The 16,928-nt window shown below is 46.8% G+C and carries 17 protein-coding genes; 6 read left to right on the top strand and 11 right to left on the bottom strand.

The features are described 5' to 3' along the window. Window positions 1-77: 77 nt before the first annotated feature. Genes HGH91_RS00475 through HGH91_RS00510 form a run of 8 tightly spaced genes read right to left on the bottom strand, consistent with a single transcriptional unit; the run spans window position 78 to window position 6,633 of the window. Window positions 78-389 (bottom strand): iron-sulfur cluster assembly protein, encoded by a 312-nt coding sequence (locus HGH91_RS00475; protein ID WP_145673772.1) that lies wholly within the window; start codon window positions 387-389, stop codon window positions 78-80. 11 nt (window positions 390-400) lie between these two features. Continuing rightward, window positions 401-829, bottom strand: coding sequence for a SufE family protein (locus tag HGH91_RS00480; RefSeq protein ID WP_168736512.1), 429 nt, complete (start codon window positions 827-829; stop codon window positions 401-403). 10 nt (window positions 830-839) lie between these two features. Next, window positions 840-2,084 carry an aminotransferase class V-fold PLP-dependent enzyme gene (locus HGH91_RS00485; protein ID WP_168736513.1) on the bottom strand — a complete coding sequence of 415 codons (1,245 nt, stop codon included), beginning with the start codon at window positions 2,082-2,084 and terminating at the stop codon, window positions 840-842. An 8-nt stretch (window positions 2,085-2,092) separates the two neighbouring features. Continuing rightward, on the bottom strand, window positions 2,093-3,412 hold the full coding sequence (gene sufD, locus HGH91_RS00490) for a Fe-S cluster assembly protein SufD (RefSeq protein ID WP_168736514.1): 1,320 nt from the start codon (window positions 3,410-3,412) through the stop codon (window positions 2,093-2,095). Between the two features lie 10 nt (window positions 3,413-3,422). Then, window positions 3,423-4,187 (bottom strand): Fe-S cluster assembly ATPase SufC, encoded by a 765-nt coding sequence (sufC, locus tag HGH91_RS00495; RefSeq protein ID WP_168736515.1) that lies wholly within the window; start codon window positions 4,185-4,187, stop codon window positions 3,423-3,425. Between the two features lie 42 nt (window positions 4,188-4,229). Further along, window positions 4,230-5,675, bottom strand: coding sequence for a Fe-S cluster assembly protein SufB (sufB, locus tag HGH91_RS00500; RefSeq protein WP_168736516.1), 1,446 nt, complete (start codon window positions 5,673-5,675; stop codon window positions 4,230-4,232). A gap of 13 nt (window positions 5,676-5,688) precedes the next feature. Further along, window positions 5,689-6,015 carry a HesB/IscA family protein gene (locus tag HGH91_RS00505; RefSeq protein ID WP_168736517.1) on the bottom strand — a complete coding sequence of 109 codons (327 nt, stop codon included), beginning with the start codon at window positions 6,013-6,015 and terminating at the stop codon, window positions 5,689-5,691. Between the two features lie 48 nt (window positions 6,016-6,063). After that, window positions 6,064-6,633 carry an NADPH-dependent FMN reductase gene (locus HGH91_RS00510; RefSeq protein WP_145673539.1) on the bottom strand — a complete coding sequence of 190 codons (570 nt, stop codon included), beginning with the start codon at window positions 6,631-6,633 and terminating at the stop codon, window positions 6,064-6,066. Between the two features lie 137 nt (window positions 6,634-6,770). On the opposite strand from HGH91_RS00510, the gene HGH91_RS00515 reads away from it, so the two are divergent. Then, window positions 6,771-7,427 carry a helix-turn-helix transcriptional regulator gene (locus tag HGH91_RS00515; protein WP_168736518.1) on the top strand — a complete coding sequence of 219 codons (657 nt, stop codon included), beginning with the start codon at window positions 6,771-6,773 and terminating at the stop codon, window positions 7,425-7,427. Here the strand turns inward: HGH91_RS00515 and HGH91_RS00520 are convergent. Genes HGH91_RS00520 through HGH91_RS00530 form a run of 3 tightly spaced genes read right to left on the bottom strand, consistent with a single transcriptional unit; the run spans window position 7,417 to window position 8,961 of the window. Continuing rightward, a complete protein-coding gene (locus HGH91_RS00520; protein ID WP_168736519.1) occupies window positions 7,417-7,833 on the bottom strand; it encodes an EamA family transporter in 417 nt (138 codons plus the stop codon). The genes HGH91_RS00515 and HGH91_RS00520 overlap by 11 nt on opposite strands. 60 nt (window positions 7,834-7,893) lie before the next feature. Then, entirely contained in the window at window positions 7,894-8,394 is a 501-nt protein-coding gene (locus tag HGH91_RS00525; RefSeq protein ID WP_247651622.1) for a GNAT family N-acetyltransferase, read from the bottom strand. A gap of 12 nt (window positions 8,395-8,406) precedes the next feature. Further along, window positions 8,407-8,961, bottom strand: coding sequence for a GNAT family N-acetyltransferase (locus HGH91_RS00530; protein WP_168736520.1), 555 nt, complete (start codon window positions 8,959-8,961; stop codon window positions 8,407-8,409). A 132-nt stretch (window positions 8,962-9,093) separates the two neighbouring features. Here HGH91_RS00530 and HGH91_RS00535 point away from each other — a divergent pair, with 132 nt between their 5' ends. The 5 genes from HGH91_RS00535 (at window position 9,094) to HGH91_RS00555 (ending at window position 16,886) form a co-directional block, all read left to right on the top strand. After that, window positions 9,094-9,774 carry a response regulator transcription factor gene (locus tag HGH91_RS00535; protein ID WP_168736521.1) on the top strand — a complete coding sequence of 227 codons (681 nt, stop codon included), beginning with the start codon at window positions 9,094-9,096 and terminating at the stop codon, window positions 9,772-9,774. 40 nt (window positions 9,775-9,814) lie between these two features. After that, window positions 9,815-11,179 (top strand): sensor histidine kinase, encoded by a 1,365-nt coding sequence (locus HGH91_RS00540; RefSeq protein WP_168736522.1) that lies wholly within the window; start codon window positions 9,815-9,817, stop codon window positions 11,177-11,179. A gap of 77 nt (window positions 11,180-11,256) precedes the next feature. Beyond that, complete coding sequence (locus HGH91_RS00545) at window positions 11,257-12,564, top strand: TolC family protein (RefSeq protein WP_168736523.1); 1,308 nt, start codon at window positions 11,257-11,259, stop codon at window positions 12,562-12,564. A gap of 18 nt (window positions 12,565-12,582) precedes the next feature. Further along, complete coding sequence (locus HGH91_RS00550) at window positions 12,583-13,692, top strand: efflux RND transporter periplasmic adaptor subunit (protein WP_211092150.1); 1,110 nt, start codon at window positions 12,583-12,585, stop codon at window positions 13,690-13,692. Window positions 13,693-13,730: 38 nt separating this feature from the next. Further along, entirely contained in the window at window positions 13,731-16,886 is a 3,156-nt protein-coding gene (locus HGH91_RS00555) for an efflux RND transporter permease subunit (protein ID WP_168736524.1), read from the top strand. Window positions 16,887-16,928 lie beyond the last annotated feature (42 nt).

Raw genomic sequence — 16,928 nt, forward strand, 5'->3', positions numbered from 1 at the left:
AAATAAAAAACCAAATATCAAATAACACTACGCAGTGTATTTGGTATTTGGTTTTAATATCACGAAATTTCTTTCTCTTATAAAAATCCCAGCTCCAGCTTGGCTTCTTCACTCATCATATCCCGGGTCCAGGGTGGATCAAAGGTAAGGTGTACATCTACATCAGACACGCCTTCTATATTTCTTACCTTCTCATCTACTTCCCGGATAATATCGCCGGCTACCGGGCAACCAGGCGCCGTCAATGTCATATCGATACCTACCCGGTTATTGGCCTTGATCTTTACCTCATATACCAGTCCCAGTTCCCAGATATTGACCGGGATTTCCGGATCATATACCGTTTTCAGCTGGGCTTCTATCTGTTCTCTTAATGTTGCTTCACTAATAGGTGCTTCACTCATTGCTGGTTAATTTTAGCCTGGTAAGCGATGGAATACAGCTTCATTTGTTTCAGCATACTCAGTAGCCCATTGGAACGGGTAGGGGAGAGATGACTGCTTAAACCAATGGCATTGATGAAATAAATATCCGAAGTGGCAATTTCCTGTGGCGTATGACCGGAAAGCACATAAATCATCAGGCTTACCAGTCCCTTGGTGATCACCGCATCACTGTCGCCGGTGAAAAACAGTTTCCCGTCTTTCAGCTCGGTATGCAGCCATACCCTGGATTGACAGCCTTTGATCAGGTTATCCGGTGTTTTATATTCTTCTGCAATGAGCGGTAACTCTTTGCCCAGCTGGATAATATATTCATATTTATCTTCCCAGCTACCCATCACCGAAAAATCGGATATTATTTCTTCCTGTATTTCCTGGATCGTCATATACACTCGTTTACAAAAGCATGGAAGCGGCTCTTTTAACACCGGCTACCAGTTTGTCTATTTCCTCCTTGGTGTTATAAAATGTCAGTGATGCCCTTACCGTACCAGGTACCTGGAACAGGTCCATCAATGGTTCGGTACAGTGGTGGCCGGTTCTCACCGCTATTCCCTGCTGATCCAGTAATTCTCCCATATCAAACGGGTGAATATTATGTACCAGGAAGGAAATAACGCCACTTCTGTTTTTGGCATCGCCAATGAAGCGGATACCATCTATTTTACGCAGCTCCTGCATAGCATAAGCCATCAGCGCTTCTTCCCGCTGTTGAATTTCAGGGAGACCAATCTGCTGCAGGTATTCGATGGCCGTACCCAATGCAATGGAACCAGCTATATTCGGTGTACCTGCTTCAAATTTATAAGGCAGTTCGTTGTAAATAGTCTTGGCAAAAGTAACGGTCTTGATCATATCGCCGCCACCCTGGTAGGGAGGCAGTTTATTTAACCATTCCGTGGTGCCGTATAACACACCGGTACCGGTAGGACCGTAAATTTTATGCCCCGAAAATACCAGGAAATCCGGCTGTAAGGCCTGCACATCAATACTGATATGCTGAATGGCCTGGGCGGCATCTATGAGCACGGGAATATTCCGCGCATGTGCCAGGGCAATGATATCCTGTACCGGGTTTACGGTACCCAGGGTATTGGAAACATACGTAACAGCTACCATCTTCACCGTGTCGTCCAGCATGCTTTCATACACATCCATCCGCAGTTCCCCTTTCTCTGTGATCGGTATGACCTTCAGGGTAGCGCCGGCCTCTTCACAGGCAATCTGCCAGGGCACGATATTACTATGGTGCTCCATGGAAGAGATGATCACACTGTCGCCTGCTTTCAGGAAACGACGGCTCATGGTATTGGCTACCAGGTTGATGCCATCGGTAGTACCTTTGGTAAAGATGATTTCATGGGAATGAGCTGCATTGATATAACCGGCCACAATGTGACGGGCTTTCTCATATGCATCCGTTGCCACCTGGCTCAGGTGGTGTACTCCCCGGTGCACATTGCTGTTATATTCCTCGTAATAGCGTGCTTCCGCATCTATTACAACCTGTGGTTTCTGCGTGGTAGCGCCGTTATCAAAATATACCAGCGGCTTACCATGCACCTGTTGCTGCAGGATAGGAAAATCCTTTCTTATCTGTGCGATATCCAGGCCGGTGGTAATGTTAGCAATATGTTCCATCGTTAATTTTAATTATTCATGATCTCCGCAATCTGCTCCTGCAGGAAATGCTGCAGGGCCGGTACATGTATCGCATCGGTAATATCGTGCGAGAAAGCATTTACCATCAGGGCTTTCGCCGCTTCTTCACCTATGCCACGGGAGCGCAGGTAAAACATAGACTCTTCGCTGAACTGACCGGCAGTAAAACCATGACTGCACTTTACATCGTCGGCATAAATTTCCAGCTGTGGCTGGGAATTGATATCCGCTTTGCTGCCCAGTAACAGGTTATTGTTTTGCTGGAAGGCATTGGTTTTCTGGGCTTCCTGGTGTACCAGGATCTTACCGGTAAATACGCCGTTGGAATCGTCCAGCAGCACGCCTTTATACAGCTCATTACTGTTACAATCCGGCATGATATGATCCATAAAGGTATGGTTGTCTACATGCTGGTGTTTGTTGGTAATGTATAAACCGTTCAGGTTAGTCTCGGTATGACTGCCATTCAGTGCCACGCTGGTATTATTGCGGGTAAATGGTGTACCAGGCAGGGTAACACTGAAATGATGGTAACGGCTGTCTTTAAATTGCTGTGCCGCAGTAGTGCTTACTTCACGGAAGCTGTCTTCTCCCTGTTGTACACAGTAATGCCATAATTCAGCATTTTCCTGTACTATGGTTTCTACTACGCTGTTGGCAAATGCTACAGCAGTGGTTTCCGGGTGTACAGAACTTTCTATGATCGTTGCAGCGGCGTTCCTGTTCAGCACCCACAGGTGGCGGGGCTGGATAAAGGAATGCGCAGTGCAGGAGTATACGTGTATTACATGGACAGGTTTATCCAGTACCGTATTGGCGGCCAGCTCAATATACAGGCCATCTGCAAAGAGGGCGGTGTTCAGCTGGGCCAGGGATTCTGTTTCCAGGTGATGCTGCTGGTTGAAGTAGGTTACAAAACCAGGGGCGTCGGCATATGCGCTCATAGCGCCTATGGTGATGCCCTTACCTTCCGGCAGGGTAGACTGATCAGCCTGCAGGCGACCGTTTACCAATACTACCCGGTAGCAGTCCAGCTCAGGGATTGCTGCCTGTTGTGCCACTGTTGGCGCTACGGGAGCGGCATCGTTCAGCAGCTCATAGGGAAATTCCTTCAGGTAGCGCTGAATATTTGAATAGCGCCATGCTTCCGTTTTCAGCGTAGGTAAGCCCATCGCTGTAAAACGTTCCAACGCCTTGCGGCGGATGCTTTGTACTGCATCGGTCGACGGAACAGTTGCCTGCGCCGCTAATGCAGTTACATCGGCTGTTAAAGCCTGGTAAAATGGCAGTATCATATCGCTTGTCATAAATTCTTTCTTATACAGATTCTTTCAAATGTAATTCCTCTTTCAGCCAGTCGTATCCTCTTTCTTCCAGCTCCAGTGCCAGTTCTTTGGTACCGGTCTTGATGATACGGCCATTGTACAATACGTGTACAAAGTCGGGTATGATATACTCCAGCAGGCGTTGGTAGTGGGTAATCACTACAAAGGATTTTTCTGCGTCGCGTAATTTGTTTACACCGCTGGAAACAATACGCAGCGCATCAATGTCCAATCCGGAATCTGTTTCGTCCAAAATAGCCAGCTGAGGATCCAGCATCGCCAGTTGGAAAATTTCGTTACGTTTCTTTTCTCCACCGCTGAAGCCCTCATTCAGGGAACGGTTCATCAGGTTGGAATGAAAATCTACCAGCTGCTGTTTTTCTTTGGTCAGTTTCAGGAACTCTCTGGCTTCCAGCGCAGGGAGACCTTTATACGCCCTGATTTCGTTTAGCGCTGTTTTCAGAAAGTTGAGGTTGGAAACGCCTGGTATTTCTACCGGGTATTGGAAAGCAAGGAATACACCTTCACGGGCGCGATCTTCCGGAGATAAATCCAGCAGATTTTTACCATTGAACCAAACTTCACCTTCGGTCACAGTATAGTTATCACGACCAGCCAGCACAGAAGCCAGTGAGCTTTTGCCGGAACCGTTAGGCCCCATGATAGCGTGCATTTCTCCTTTGTTTATTTCGAGATTGATGCCTTTCAGAATTTTTTTCCCTTCTACTTCTGCGTGCAGATTTTTAATCGTCAGCATGTTTGTTTTATTTCGTTCTGTATGTATTAGTTGAATAATGAATTATCCAACGCTTCCTTCAAGTGTAATAGATAATAATTTTTGTGCTTCCACCGCAAATTCCATTGGCAGTTGGTTCAGTACTTCCTTCACGTAACCATTTACAATGAGGGCTACGGCCTTTTCACTGTCAATACCACGTTGATTCAGGTAGAAGATCTGGTCTTCCCCGATTTTGGAAGTGGTGGCTTCGTGCTCAATCATAGCTGATTTGTTCCTCGACTCAATGTAAGGGAACGTATGTGATCCGCATTGGTTACCGATCAGCAGGGAATCGCACTGGGTAAAGTTACGCGCGTTATCCGCACGAGGCCCTACAGATACCAGACCGCGATAGCTGTTGTCGCCATGGCCGGCAGAAATACCTTTGGAAATGATACGGCTTTTAGTGCCTTTACCGATATGGTGAATTTTGGTACCGGTATCCGCAATTTGCTTATTGCGCACAACGGCTACAGAATAGAATTCACCTTCGGAGTGATCGCCCTGCAGGATTACGCTGGGATATTTCCAGGTAATGGCAGAACCGGTTTCTACCTGTGTCCAGGAGATCTTGCTGGCAGCGCCTTTACAGATCCCTCTTTTGGTCACGAAGTTGTAGATACCACCTTTACCGTCTTTATCACCGGGATACCAGTTTTGTACGGTAGAATATTTTATTTCAGCATGTTCGAGGGCTACCAGCTCTACTACGGCCGCATGCAGCTGATTTTCATCACGCATCGGGGCGGTACAACCTTCCAGGTAGCTCACATAACTGTTATCGTCTGCAATGATCAGGGTACGTTCAAACTGGCCGGTGTTCTGGGCATTGATACGGAAGTAGGTGCTCAGTTCCATCGGGCAACGTACGCCTTTGGGAATGTAAACGAAAGAACCGTCGGAGAATACAGCGGAGTTCAGGGCAGCGAAAACATTGTCGGTATGAGGTACCACGCTACCCAGGTATTTCTTCACCAGTTCGGGATGTTCCTGTACGGCTTCTCCGAAGGAACAGAAGATAACACCCATTTCCTTTAACTTACCTTTAAAGGTAGTAGCAACGGAAACGCTGTCAAATACGGCATCTACGGCTACGCCGGTTAATGCTTTCTGTTCATTCAGCGGAATACCCAGCTTTTCGAAAGTAGCCAGCAGTTCAGGATCTACTTCATCCAGGCTGTTGAGCTGTTTTTTCTTACGTGGTGCGGCATAGTAAGAAACGGCCTGCAGGTCGAGTGCCGGCATTTCAAAGTGCTGCCATTTTGGGAATTCCATTTTCTTAAAGGCTGCAAAGCCTTTCAAACGCCATTCCAGCAACCATTCAGGTTCATTTTTCTTTGCCGAAATAAAACGGATGATATCCTCATTCAGCCCGGGAGGGGCAATATCCATTTCAATATCGGTGGTAAAGCCAAACTCGTACTCCTTATTGGCTATATCATCAATTATTTCGTTACTGTTGATCATACAAGTTTAAAATTTAAACTGCGAAGCTTTCTCCACAGCTACAGGTTCTTGTCGCATTAGGATTGTTAAAGAAAAGGCCCTTGCCGTTCAGCCCATCTGAATAGTCCAGCTCTGTACCATACAGGTACAACAGGCTCTTCATCTGTACCACTACTTTTACGCCTTTGTCTTCAAATACCTGGTCGCCTTCTTCTTCTGTTGCTTCAAATTTCATCACATATTCAAGACCTGAACAACCACCACCTTTTACGCCTACACGTACAAAGGTGCCTGGCGCATGGTGTTCTTTTTCCATGAGATCTTTTATATATGCTCCTGCTTTTTCTGAAACGGTTATCATACTCAGAATTTTTTTTAATGACTAATACCGGTTGCCCGGTGTAACGCTTTATCCTTCAATACCTGCTACTACGTGCGATTTAGCCGCACATAATAACTGCACCATCGTATCCAGCTTGTTTTTATAAAATGCAGTAAACCCACGGGTTTGCGGGTCATACAGATTGTCTTTCAAAATGGGTAGGGAATAAGGTAATACCCAGGCCCTTAGTGCTTTCGCCACTGCATCCATCGCATTGATACCCTGCATGGCCTGCGTCCCGTCTGCCCAGGACAGCAAAGCTACAACCTTTCCTGTTAAATAAGGGCGTTGGTTCTTACTGGTCATCTCCAGCCAGTCCAGGCAGTTTTTCATGGCGCCGGTCATACTGCCATGATAGAGGGGTGTCATCCATATATGAAGATCTGCTTTGCAAAATGCCTTACACATGGCATCTACTGCTGCCGGTTTATTACCTGCTTCCTGTTGAGAGAAAAAGGGGATATCTGCATTACCCAAACTAAAAATCTCCGGGGAAAATCCCTTTTCTTTTAACTGCTCCGTCAGATACACCGCCAACTGATTGGAGGTGGCATATGGCCGGTCATCGATAGCGCCATTAAATATCAGGACGTTCATTAATATTTAATTTTTAGAGATTGAGCTGATTGTGAGATTAAGTTTTAATGAACAACCGCTCATAACCATCAAAATCCCAAAAATCTTTTTTTAGCTCCCACAAATTTACGACATTTGAGAATAAAACAAGTAAGAACTTGGAAAATTATCCAATCCGTACGAAACATGCTGCCGACAGGTTTTTGACATTGCTCAAGACCAGGGGTCCGCTGTCTGCCGCCGTGCTGGCGGGCGAATTGGGTATTACCGGTGAAGGAGCCCGGTTACAGCTGGTAAAGCTGGCCGAAGAAGGACTGGTGCAATCTGAAAGTACCTCTAAGGGCGTTGGACGCCCCGTATTAATATGGAGCCTTACCCCCCTGGGTAATGCCCGTTTCCCCGACACCCATACGGAACTGACCCGTGAACTGATCCAGACCATTAAGCATGTGCTGGGTAAAGAAGCATTGGATAACGTAGTGAATGCCCGGGAAAAAAATCAACTGGAGAAATATAATACTGCCCTGCAGGGCATCACCGGCCTTGAAAATCGGCTCACCTCGTTTGCCGCCATCCGCTCAGGAGAAGGATACCTGGCTGAATGGAAAAAAGAAGGTAATACCTATTATTTTATTGAAAATCACTGTCCTATCTGTTGCGCCGCCACCGAATGCGATAATATCTGTACCTCAGAAATGAGGACTTTCGTCAGCATCCTGGGGGAAGCCACCAGCGTATCCCGGGAGGAACACATCATCAACGGCGCCCGCCGCTGTGTATATAAGATAGAACAGGTGGATACTCCTACTTTATAATCAATACCAATGTACCGGAAATAATCAGCAAGGCCCCGATCGCCGTCTTCCAGGTGATCGCCTCCTGCAGGAAAACAGCCGATAAAATAATAGTCAACGCCACACTGAGCTTGTCTACCGGCGCCACCTGCGATACTTTTCCGATCTGTATGGCCTTGAAATAAAAAATCCAGGAACAGCCTGTCGCCAACCCCGACAATACCAGGAATATCAGGCTGTGACGGGAAATAGCCTGTATCCCTTTATATTCCCCACGGGTCAGCACAATAGCCCAGGCCATGATGAGAATAATGACGGTACGGATAGCCGTTGCCAGGTCCGAAGAGATATTGGCTACGCCCACCTTGGCGAAAATAGCCGTGAGCGCTGCAAAACCAGCTGATAGTAACGCGTAAATCCACCACATGGTACCATATTTAAAAGTTCGAATGTAGGGGTTGAATCTGACGGAATCCTGAAGCGATGCTTATTTTACCTTATAGCCCAGTATCTTCAGGCTCCGGGGTTCGCCATCCAGTACAGCAATATCCGGTAAATGCGCCCACTCTTCAAAGCCCATGGCCGTAAAGAGCTTCACACTGGGCTCATTATGTGCAAAGATGAATCCCAGTAAGGTATGTACACCGAATTGCGGCGCCGCCTCCATGGCATAACGCAGCACTTCTTTTCCCAAACCCTTTCCCCGTGCGCTTTCTGCCAGGTAAATACTCACTTCCACGGTGCCGCTATACGCCGGCCGGCCATAAAACGACTGGAAACTCATCCAGCCCACATTTTGCCCATCGAGATCTATCATCCATAAAGGACGTTGCGCAGGATTATGCGCTTCAAACCAGGGAATACGGCTTTCTACGGTAACAGGACTGGTATCAGCCGTCACCATCCTACCCGCTATCGTACTGTTATAAATTTCTACGATCCTCGGTAAATCAGCCATGCCAGCCTGCCTGTACACTAAATTCATCATCGGTATAAAATATTAGTAAATAGATTCTCTGCTGTGCTCCCGTCGTAAAAGACTATACATCTCCGCATCCACAAATTTACCCTTCTCAAAGAACGCATCTCTTAAAAAACCTTCATAGCGAAAGCCCAGCCGCGTCAATAGTTTGGAAGATGCGATATTGGCGGGATCTACAAAAGCCTCGACACGGTTGAATTGCAATACATCATAACCATAAGCCAGCATAGCGCTGACGGCTTCTTTCATTATACCTTGTCCCCAGTATAAAGGCCGGAGATCGTACCCGATCTCCGCTTTAAAATGCGGTTTATTGATCTTGTGGAATCCACAGGTGCCAATCAACTCGTCGCTGCCAGCCATTGTAATGGCCCAACGCATGCCTTCTTCTTTTTCCAGGTTCTCCCGGAAAAAATGAATGATCTGCACAGCATCACTGATATTGGTAAAGGAGTCGATGTCCATGAATTGGGTAACTGCATCGTCCGAAAAATGACGAAAAAGGGCAGCGGTATCTCTTTCTTCGATAGGCCTCAGTACCAGGTCGCCGGTACTTAAAACGGGTAAATGCATGATACGGATGCCGGTTTAGGTTGAGGCAAAGCTAACAGTTATTCGGAAAATGTCTGATTTTAATCTGTCTTTAATGCCCGCGCAATGAAACAATCCTACTTTTGTAAGGGTTATTGCTTTTAATATATTACTATGAAAATATTGGTTATTGAGGATGAAACTAAAGTAGGCGCTTTTATTAAAAGGGGCCTGGAAGAACATCATCACCAGGTAGAAGTATATGCTGATGGTATTGGCGGGCAACAGGCAGCATTGGAGCATGACTATGATTTGATCATTCTCGACCTTATGTTGCCCGGCATCAACGGCATAACCCTCTGCAGAAATTTGCGTGCCCTGGAAGTCGGCACTCCTATATTGATGCTCACGGCCCTCAATGCCACCCAGGATATCGTGGATGGCCTCAACGCCGGTGCTGATGACTATTTGGCCAAGCCTTTTCATTTTTCAGAATTGATAGCCCGGCTACAGGCACTTTCCCGCAGGAAAAACCAGTTCCACCAGGACCAGGCCATCCTGGCGTTTGCCGATCTGCAGTTGAATACCAATACCAAAATGGCGAGGCGGGGTGGACAGGATATTACGCTCACTGCCAAGGAATACGCCCTGCTGGAGCTATTGCTGAAAAACACCGGTAAGGTGCTTTCCCGTGCCCTCATCTCGGAAGCGGTATGGGGATTGGAGTTCGATACCGGTACCAATACGATTGACGTCTATGTAAATTATCTCCGCAATAAAATCGAAAAGGGTTTCAGCGGCGAGAAGTTAATCCACACCGTAGTAGGCATGGGTTATGTTATGAAGCAGAAGTAAATCATCACCATCACACAAACAGGCCAGGTTACCCACACTCATGAAGATACGGCATCGCTTATCCCTCCAGTTTACACTGATATCAGGTATTATCCTTACGATCGTTTTTGTATTGATATACCTGTTGTCTGCCCAATATATCCAGAACAGCTTTTATAAGCTGCTGCAGATGCGTGCATTGGTAACCGCCCAGGTATACCTGGAGAAAGATGAGCTCACCAAAAAGAAATTCCTCGAAATAGAAAAAAGTTACCGGGAACGTATACCTGATGAATCCAGTAATATTTATGATGCCCATAACCAGCCGGCCTTCATTGAAAAAACGCGGTACGACTGGCCGGTATCTATGCTGGAAACTATCCGCCATAAAGAAGTATACCGCTTCCGTTTCCAGGATGAGTCGGGCCTGGGCATCTATTATCCCGACAACCAGGGCGATTTTGTGGTTATTGTAACGGCCCGTAACAGTATGGGCATCCAACAGTTGAATTACCTGATGTGGATACTGATCGTGATGTTCCTGGTGGCGCTGCTGATTGTATTCCTGATGGGGCAGTGGTATGCCAGCAGGGCATTGGAACCTATCAAGAACATTAACCGCCAGGTGAAAAATATCCGGTCCAATAACCTGCATATGCGGGTACAGCATGGCAGGAATAAAGATGAAATAGACGAACTGGCAACTAACTTTAATAGTCTGCTGCAACATATGGAACAGGCTTTTGATATGCAACGTTCCTTCGTTTCCAATGCCTCTCATGAGTTGCGTACGCCGTTGACCACCATCATAGGCGAAATAGAAGTTACCCTGCAGAACGACCGGCAACCGGAAGAATACGTACAGTCACTGGGTACTGTACTGGGAGAGTCGGAAAAACTGAAGATCATTACAGACGGCCTGTTGCAGCTTACCCGGCTGGATGCCATCATAACCGACGCTAATGCCGAAATGGTACGTCTAGATGAGCTGTTGTGGGAGATGCAGGAACACTGGCGCCACAAGACGCCGCCGGTAAGATTGATCGTAAAACTCAACGATCTGCCGGAAGAGGCGACCCTGCTCTGTATCCGGGGAAATCGCTCCCTGCTCATGCTGGCACTGCAAAATATTGTCCGGAATGCCTTTAAGTTTTCGTATAACCGTGATGTTAATTGTTTGCTTACCTGGCATAAGTCAGGGATGACACTATCCATCAGCGACCATGGTATTGGCATTGAAGCCGACGACCTGGATAAAATATTTATGCCGCTTTACCGGGCTGGTAACGCCCATCCCTTTGATGGGTATGGAATAGGATTGTCGATGACCGGCAAAATCCTCCAACTCCATGGCGCCGGTATTACCGTTAGCAGCGTACCTGGTCAGGGCACCACTTTTAATATATTCTTTCCGCCTGCTCCATAAATTCTAATTTTGTTTTAACTTCATTCTAATATGTAGCTAATAGCCTATTGCCATCTTTGCACTGAAAAATCAGATGTATGGTTAATAGACTAGTATTAAGTTCCTATTTTGTACTGTTTGCCGTCTTTCTACCTGTGATGGTGTTTGCTCAGCTAACAGCTCCTCCCGCTACTGCCACCATGCAGCAGGATACCCTTCACCTCACTTTAGACAGCGCTGAAAACATTTTTTTAAGGCAAAATCTGTCCCTGCTCGCGCAGCGGTATAATATTGATGCACAGAAAGCCCTGGTCATCCAGTCAAAGCTGTACGCCAACCCTAATTTCAATATTGAACATGGGCTGTATAATACGCAGACACATAAAGTTTTTCCTTTTGGCAGCGACGGGGAAACTTCCGCGGGATTGTCGCAGCTGGTAATGCTGGCAGGTAAGCGGAATAAGCAGATCAAAATAGCCCGCGCCAATGTAAGACTCTCTGAGTTTGAGTTTTATGACCTGTTGCGCACCCTTAAATTTACCCTGAGAGATGATTTCTATAATATCTATTACCTGCAGCAATCTGCGAAAGCCTATGACGAAGAAATTAACTCCCTTCAGAAAGTAGTAGATGCCTTTGTTGAACAAAAAGGGAAGGGTTATATCTCCCAGAAGGAGGTAGTAAGGATCCAGGCCCAGCTATATAGCCTGAAAAGTGAATACCGGGACCTGTTGGAACAGATTGCAGACCAACAAAGTGAAATGAGACTCGTATTGCAGGTGAAGCCGGTATATATCGACCCATTGGTAGATACCACCTCCCTGGTAGCCCTCAATCCCCGCCAGTATCCCTTGCCGGCGCTGCTCGATTCTGCGTATAGCCGCCGGAGTGACCTGATGATTGCCAGGACCAACACAGAAATCAGCAAACTAAATTACAGCTACCAGAAAGCGCTGGGGGTGCCGGATGTGACCTTTAATCTCGCTTACGATCAGCAAGGCAGTTATATTAAAAACTATACTGCTGCCGGCGTAGCCATCGATCTCCCCGTGTTTAACCGGAACCAGGGGAATATTAAATCGGCGAAGGCAATGATCGACGTGAATACCGCCACCCAAAAAAGTACGGAAGCCACCGTAGAAGAACAGGTGTACCGCGTAGTAGAGAAAGCTACTGCGGCAGATAAACTGTACCGGAATATAGATGCCTCTTTTGCATCGGATTTTCAGCGACTCATGCACGAAGTATTGATTAATTACCAGAAGAGAAATATCAGCATGCTGGATTTCCTGGATTTCTATGATTCCTACAAGCAAAATGTATTGCAGTTAAACAGCATACAATACAACCGGGTACGGGCTTTTGAGGAACTCAACTTCGTTACGGGAACCAACTTTTTTAACTAAGACTAATCTATAACACAGATGCAAAACTTTATGAAGGCAGGTAGTATGAGCCGTTTCTTTTTCTTCTTTGCCGGAATACTTCTGGTGCAGGGCTGTAACACCCAACCCGACAAAGTAGCGGATGAAAAGCAAAAATATATCATCCCCGATACCGTATTAAGTTCCCTGAAAATCGATACTGTACAAAAGGGAGCGCTGGTAAATGACCTGACACTGACTGGTAAAGTAACAACCAACGATGATAACGTATCTAAGATTTATCCGCTGGTGAGTGGTAAGATCCGGGACATTAAAGTGGCACTGGGCGATTATGTCAACAAAGGCCAAACCCTGGCCGTCATGAGCAGTACCGAGATGGCCGGCTATAGCGCTGACCTCGTAAATGCCGAAGCAGGATTGTCGGTAGCAAAGAAAAATATGGATGCCACACAAGATATGTATAAAAGCGGCATCGCTTCCCAGAAAGATCTCCTGTCGGCCGAAACTGATTACCAGAAAGCGCAATCTGAACTCGGCCGCGTAAAAAGGGTGTTGAATATTAACGGCGGCAACACTGGAGGTGAATACGTGATTACTTCGCCGATCAGCGGATTTGTAGTAGAAAAGCTGGTCACTAACAATACGATGGTACGCGCTGACGCTGGTACACAATTGTTTACCATCTCCGACCTGAAAAATGTATGGATCATGGCCAACGTATATGAATCCAATATCGGGCAGGTGCATATGGGCGACAATGTGGAGGTAACCACTTTGTCCTATCCTGGCAAGGTTTTTCATGGTACCGTTGATAAGATGTATAACGTACTCGACCCTACGAATAAAGTGATGAAGGTGAGAATTGTCATGTCTAACGAAGATTATTCCCTGAAGCCGGAAATGTTTGCCAGCATCCGGGTAGTTTATAAAGATGGGGAACAGGCCATGAGCATTCCTTCTTCCGCCCTGATATTTGATAATAGCCGTTACTATGTACTCATTTACCATAGCAAATCTGATGTGAAGATTACACCGGTAAGCGTGATCAATTCCATTGGCGACAGAACATATATTTCAGCGGGCGTGAACGCAGGCGACCAGGTCATTGCATCCCAGGCCATCCTGATTTATGATGCACTGAATAACTAGGTGAACCTGCTAACTAATCATAGTATAATTGTTTTTAGATGAATAAAGTTCTCAGAAGTATAATAGGCTTTTCGCTGAAGAATAAATATTTCATTTTCTTCGCCACGCTGCTGTTGCTGGTATCGGGCATTATCTGCTTTAAAAATATGCCCATTGAGGCATTTCCCGACGTTACCAACACGGAAATCAGCATTATTACCCAATGGCCGGGAAGAAGCGCGGAAGAAGTAGAGAAATTTGTGACCATCCCGATAGAAATCGCGATGAACCCGGTGCAAAAGAAGACCAGCCTGCGCTCCACTAGCATTTTCGGATTGTCTTATGTGAAACTGATTTTTGATGATAAAGTCACCGATAATGAGGCCAGGATACAGGTAAATAATCTCCTGGCCAATGCCAGTCTGCCGGAGAATGTTAACCCTTCCGTGCAGCCGCCTACAGGCCCTACGGGCGAAATTTACCGTTATTCGCTGAGGAGTTCCTTTCGGGATGTCCGGGAGCTGAAAACCATACAGGACTGGACGATCGACCGGCAGCTGCGGGCTGTACCGGGTGTGGCAGATATTGTGAGTTTTGGGGGAGAAGTAAAAACCTACGAAATACGGGTAGATCCGGGCAAACTGACCAATCTTGGCATTACGCCACTGGACGTATATTCTGCCGTTACCAAAAGCAATATCAACATCGGTGGGGATGTGATTGTAAAAAACGACCAGGCCTACGTAGTACGTGGTATAGGGCTGTTGAATGATATCAATGAAATTAAAAACATCATTGTACAGAACGTAAACGGTATACCTGTACTGGTGAAAGACGTGGCTGCTGTAGAAATATCCAATATGCCCAGGTTGGGGCATGTAGGCCGTACAGATGCCATCGTGGACTCGGCCGGTCACAGAACGGTTACAGATGAAGATGATGTGGTACAGGCCATCGTGATTATGCGTAAAGGAGAGAATCCTTCAGAAGTAGTACAGGCCGTAAAAGCGAAGATTAGTAAGCTCAATGCTTCCGTATTGCCGGCGGATACCAAAATTATTCCTTTCTACGACCGGGAAGACCTGATCCACTTTGCCACCGAAACGGTGATGCATAACCTCGTAGAAGGTATACTGCTGGTGACTTTGCTGGTATCGATCTTTATGTTCAACTGGCGCACCACGCTGATCGTTTCTATTATCATTCCACTATCACTGTTGTTTGCATTTATCTGCCTGCGCCTTATGGGTATGTCGGCCAACCTGTTGTCCCTGGGAGCGGTGGACTTTGGAATTATCATAGATGGCGCCGTGGTGATGGTAGAAGGGCTATTTGTCGTCCTTGACCACCAGGCGCGGGATGTGGGCATGGAGCGATTTAATAAGATGGCCAAAATGGGCCTGATCCGTAAACATGGCGCGCAGCTGGGTAAGGCCATCTTCTTCGCCAAAGTTATCATTATTACCGGCTTACTGCCCATCTTCGCTTTCCAGAAAGTGGAAGGGAAAATGTTTTCTCCGCTGGCCTATACCCTGGGCTTTGCTTTGCTGGGCGCGTTGATTACCACGCTTACGCTGGTGCCGGTATTGATCAACCTGTTGCTCCGGAAAAATGTGCATGAAAAACACAATCCTATTCTGCACGCGCTCACCGGGTTTATGCTGGGATGGTTTGCATTTACCTTCAAACATAAAAAGAAGGCGGTCTTCTCTTCGTTTATCATTATTGGCCTCGGGTTATATTCTTTCAAATTTTTGGGGACAGAGTTCCTGCCGGAGCTGAATGAAGGCTCTATCTGGCTAAGGGTGCAGTTGCCCTACAGCGTGTCGCTGGATAAGTCCGTACAAACGTCCCGGCAGGTAAGGGCCTCATTGATGCAATTCCCGCAGGTGAAGAACATTGTATCACAAACCGGGCGGCCGGATGATGGTACTGATGTGGCAGGGTTTTATAACAACGAGTTTGATGTGATGTTGTACCCGGAAAAGGAGTGGAAACCGCACATTACCAAGGAAGAGCTGATCGATCGCATGAGTGAAAAGTTATCGGTGATACCGGGCGCATCGCTCAACTTCTCGCAGCCCATTATGGATAACATTGAAGAAGCCGTATCTGGGGTGAAAGGGTCTATCTGCGTGAAGATATTCGGTGATTCTTTAAACTATATGGAATCACAGATCACCCAGGTGCAGAATGTATTGAGAACCGTGAGAGGTATAGAAGACCTGGGCGTGATCAAGAATATCGGTCAGCCGGAACTGAATATCGACCTGGATCAGCAGAAGATGGCGTTATATGGCGTAGCCACGGCAGATGCCAATGCGGTGATTGAAATGGCGATAGGAGGAAAGGCAGCCAGCACTTTATATGAGGGTATTAAGAAGTTTGACATTCGCTTACGTTTCCCGGAAGAATACCGTAAGAATGCAGAGGATATCGGCAACCTGATGGTGCCTACTCAAAGTGGCTCTAAAGTGCCAGTGAAAGAGATTGCGAAGATCGTGATGAAAACCGGGCCATGCCTGATTTTCCGGGATGCCAATGAGCGGTATTCTGCGGTGAAATTTTCTATAAGAGGCCGGGACATGGGGAGTACCATTGCGGAAGCCCAGGAAAAGGTGAACAAGGTGCTGAAACTGAAAGGAGGCTATACGATGGTATGGCAGGGCGACTTTGAAAATGAACAACGCGCCACCCACCGCTTACAACAGGTAGTGCCTATCAGCCTGATGCTGATCTTCCTGTTGCTCTTTGTGATGTTTGGTAATTTGGTAGATGCCGGCCTGGTATTCCTCAATGTACCCTTTGCGATCGTGGGGGGCTTGCTGGCACTGCATGTCACAGGCACCAACTTTAGTATCTCCGCCGGTATTGGTTTTATTGCCTTGTTTGGAATTTGTATACAGGATGGGGTGTTACTGATCACCGTGTTTAAGCAAAACCTGGAAAAAATGCGGGGCCAAAATGCTTCTCTCTATACTGCTATTAAGCTGGGTGTTAACTCCCGGATCCGGCCAGTAATGATGACGGCATTGATGGCGGCGATAGGGTTGTTCCCCGCAGCAATATCTCACGGTATCGGATCTGAAAGCTCCCGGCCATTGGCCAGGGTAGTAATAGGAGGGATCCTTTGCGCTATGGTATTTTCCCTGATTATCTTCCCCCTGATTTTTGGTTGGGTATACCGGAAATTTGATACCCGGCACCAGGAATAAAGAAGGTTGTTTTATAAGTTTAATTGGTGTGGCTGCCTTCCG

Origin of the sequence: Chitinophaga eiseniae (assembly GCF_012641265.1) — a bacterium.
In the GTDB taxonomy this organism is placed as follows: domain Bacteria; phylum Bacteroidota; class Bacteroidia; order Chitinophagales; family Chitinophagaceae; genus Chitinophaga; species Chitinophaga eiseniae_A.